This is a genomic window from Streptomyces sp. UW30 (assembly GCF_008042075.1).
In the GTDB taxonomy this organism is placed as follows: domain Bacteria; phylum Actinomycetota; class Actinomycetes; order Streptomycetales; family Streptomycetaceae; genus Streptomyces.
Genome location: NZ_RDBN01000129.1, coordinates 1 through 2,998, shown reverse-complemented (window position 1 = coordinate 2,998; position 2,998 = coordinate 1). Strand labels below are relative to the sequence as shown.

Here is a 2,998-nt window from a genome sequence, read left to right as displayed (position 1 = left end):
GCCGTCGGACGTGACCCCGTCGCGCAGCTCGCGGAAGACGGTGACGACACGGTGGATCTCGTCGATGCCGTCGGGGCCGTTGCTGCTCGGGGTACGGCACCACGGGCCCGGGTCGGCGCGGGCCGTGCGGGCGGCGCTGGACGCGGCCCGGCCACGGACGGTGCTGATCGAAGGGCCGCCGGAGGCCGATGCCCTGATCCCGCTCGCCGGTGACGAGGCCATGCGGCCCCCGGTCGCCCTCCTGGCCCACGCCGTGGACGAGCCCGGCCGCTCGGCTTTCTGGCCGCTCGCCGAGTTCTCCCCGGAGTGGGTCGCGATCCGCTGGGCCGTGGAGCACCAGGTCCCGGCCCGCTTCATCGACCTGCCGGCCACGCACACGCTGGCGTGGGGGAGGCAGGACGAAGCGGCGCTCGATGCGGAGGCCGGTAGGGGGAGTGAGCCGGCGGCGGGCGGCGGGCCGGGCTCCGAGGACGACACCCGGCCGGGCCCGGCGAGCGACACTGCGCCCGACGCCGGTGGCGGCGCCGATGCCAATGCGGGCTCGGGTGATGCGGGCGCGGGTGATGCGAACGATCCTCGTGCCGCCGTCCGGGTCGACCCCCTCGCCGTGCTCGCCGATGTCGCCGGTTACGACGATCCCGAGCGGTGGTGGGAGGACGTCGTCGAGCACCGGGGCTTGGGGGACGGGGATGCGTTCGCGCCGTTCCTCGGGCTTGAGGAGGCCATGGGGGCGTTGCGGGAGGCGTATGGGAGCGGGGGACATGAGCGGGATCTCGTGCGGGAGGCCTATATGCGGCTCCAGGTGCGGGCCGCGCAGCGGGAGTTCGGCGATGCCGTGGCCGTCGTGTGCGGAGCCTGGCATGTGCCCGCGCTGCGGCAGAAGAGCAGCGTGGCCGCCGACAGGGCGCTGCTGAAGGGGCTGCCCAAGGTCAAAGCCGACATGACCTGGGTGCCGTGGACGAACCGCAGGCTGGCCCGGGTCAGCGGGTACGGGGCGGGGATCGACTCGCCTGGTTGGTACGGGCACCTGTTCAGCGCGCCGGACCGACCGGTCGAGCGGTGGATGACCAAGGTGGCCGGACTGCTCCGGGACGAGGACCGGCTCGTGTCCTCGGCGCATGTCATCGAGGCGGTGCGGCTGGCGGAGACGCTCGCGGTGATGCGGGGGCGCCCGTTGCCGGGGCTGAGCGAGACGACCGACGCGGTGCGGGCCGTGATGTGCGACGGCTCGGACGTGCCGCTGGCGCTGGTGCAGGACCGGCTGGTCGTGGGGGACGTGCTGGGGGAGGTGCCGCGGTCGGCGCCGGCGGTGCCGTTGCAGCGGGACCTCGACCGGATCCAGCGTCGGCTGCGGCTCAAGCCGGAGGCGTTGGAGCGGGAGTTGGAGCTCGACCTGCGCAAGGAGAACGACGCCGAGCGCAGCAGGCTGCTGCACCGGCTGCGGCTGCTGCGTGTGGAGTGGGGCGAGCCGGTCGCGTCGCGGGGCAGCACGGGGACGTTCCGGGAGACGTGGCGGCTGCGGTGGGAGCCGGAGCTGTCCGTGCGGGTCGCCGAGGCCGGGGTGTGGGGGACGACGGTGTTCGCCGCGGCGACCGCCAAGGCCGAGGCGGACGCCGTCTGCGCGCAGAGCCTCGCCGACGTCACCGCCCTCGCCGAGCGCTGCCTGCTGGCCGAACTGCCGGACGCGTTGCCCACGGTGATGCGGATCCTCGCCGACCGCGCCGCTCTTGACGCCGACGTCGGCCATCTCGCCCAGGCCCTGCCCGCGCTGGTCCGCTCCCTGCGGTACGGCGATGTGCGCGGCACGGACACCGGGGCGCTCGCGGAGGTCGCCGCGGGGCTCGCCGAGCGCGTCTTCGTCGGCCTGCCCCCGGCCTGCGCCGCGCTGGACGCGGACGCGGCCGAGGAGATGCGACGCCATGTGGACGCGGTGCATGGCGCGGTGGGGCTGCTGGGTGACGCGGTGGCGTCGGGACGGGACGCGCGGGGCGGGGGAAGCGGGTCGGGCCAGGAGCACGCGGGTGCTGCGCCGGGGCGTGGCGGCTCGGGCGAGGTCCCGGCGCCGGGTCGGGAAGTGTCGGGCGAGGTCCCGGCGCCGGGTCGGGAAGTGTCGGGTGAGGTCCCCGCGCCGGGTCGGGAAGCGTCGGGCGAGGCCCCCGCACCGGGCTGGCAAACCCCGGGTGAGGTCCCGGCACCTGGCCGGGAAGCGTCGGGTGAGGTCCCGGCGCCGCGTCGGCGAGCGTCGGGTGAGGTCCCGGTATCGGGTCGCCAAGCGTCGGGTGAGGCCCCCGTACCGGGGTGGCAAACCTCGGGCGAGGTCCCCGCACCTGATCGGCAAACGCCCGAGGAGACCTCCCCGCCAGGCCATGGAACGCCGGGTGAGCGGGCTGCCTTGTCGCCCGGTGCCGAGGGCGAGGCCGCCGGCGCGGGGCTCGGTGCCGGGGGCCAGGCGGCCGACGCCGGGCCCGGTGCCGGGGGTGAGGCTGCCCGCGCCAGTCGAGGCGGCCCCGGCGGGGACTCAGCGGCAGGACCCGTCGCCCTGGGCAACTCGCCCGCCCTCGGGCACGGCGATCTGCGCAAGCGCTGGCATGCCGTGCTGCGGGTGCTGGCCGTGCGGGACACGGTGCCCGGCGTCATCAGGGGGCGCGCGGTGCGGTTGCTGCTGGACGACGGGGAGTTGGCGCAGGAGGAGGCGGCTCGGGCCATGGGGCTCGCGTTGTCGCCGGGGACGCCGCCGGGGGACGCGGCCGCGTGGATCGAGGGGTTCGTCGGGGGCGGCTCGGGCGGCGGGATGCTGCTCGTGCACGACGAGCGGTTGCTCGGGTTGGTCGACGCGTGGTTGACGGGGGTGTCGGCGGAGGCGTTCACGGATGTGCTGCCTCTGCTGCGGCGCACCTTCTCGGCGTATGAGCCGGGGGTGCGGCGGACCCTCGGGGAGCTGGTCCGACGTGGGCCGRGGGAGCGGGGCGGCGCGAGGGTGGGCGGATCCGGGATACCC

The 2,998-nt window shown here is 76.0% G+C and carries 1 protein-coding gene; it reads left to right on the top strand.

Annotated elements, in window-relative coordinates:
* Positions 1–64: 64 nt before the first annotated feature.
* Positions 65–2,998 (top strand): DUF5682 family protein (locus EAO75_RS48095; protein ID WP_261989722.1); only part of this gene is annotated, 2,934 nt, incomplete at its 3' end.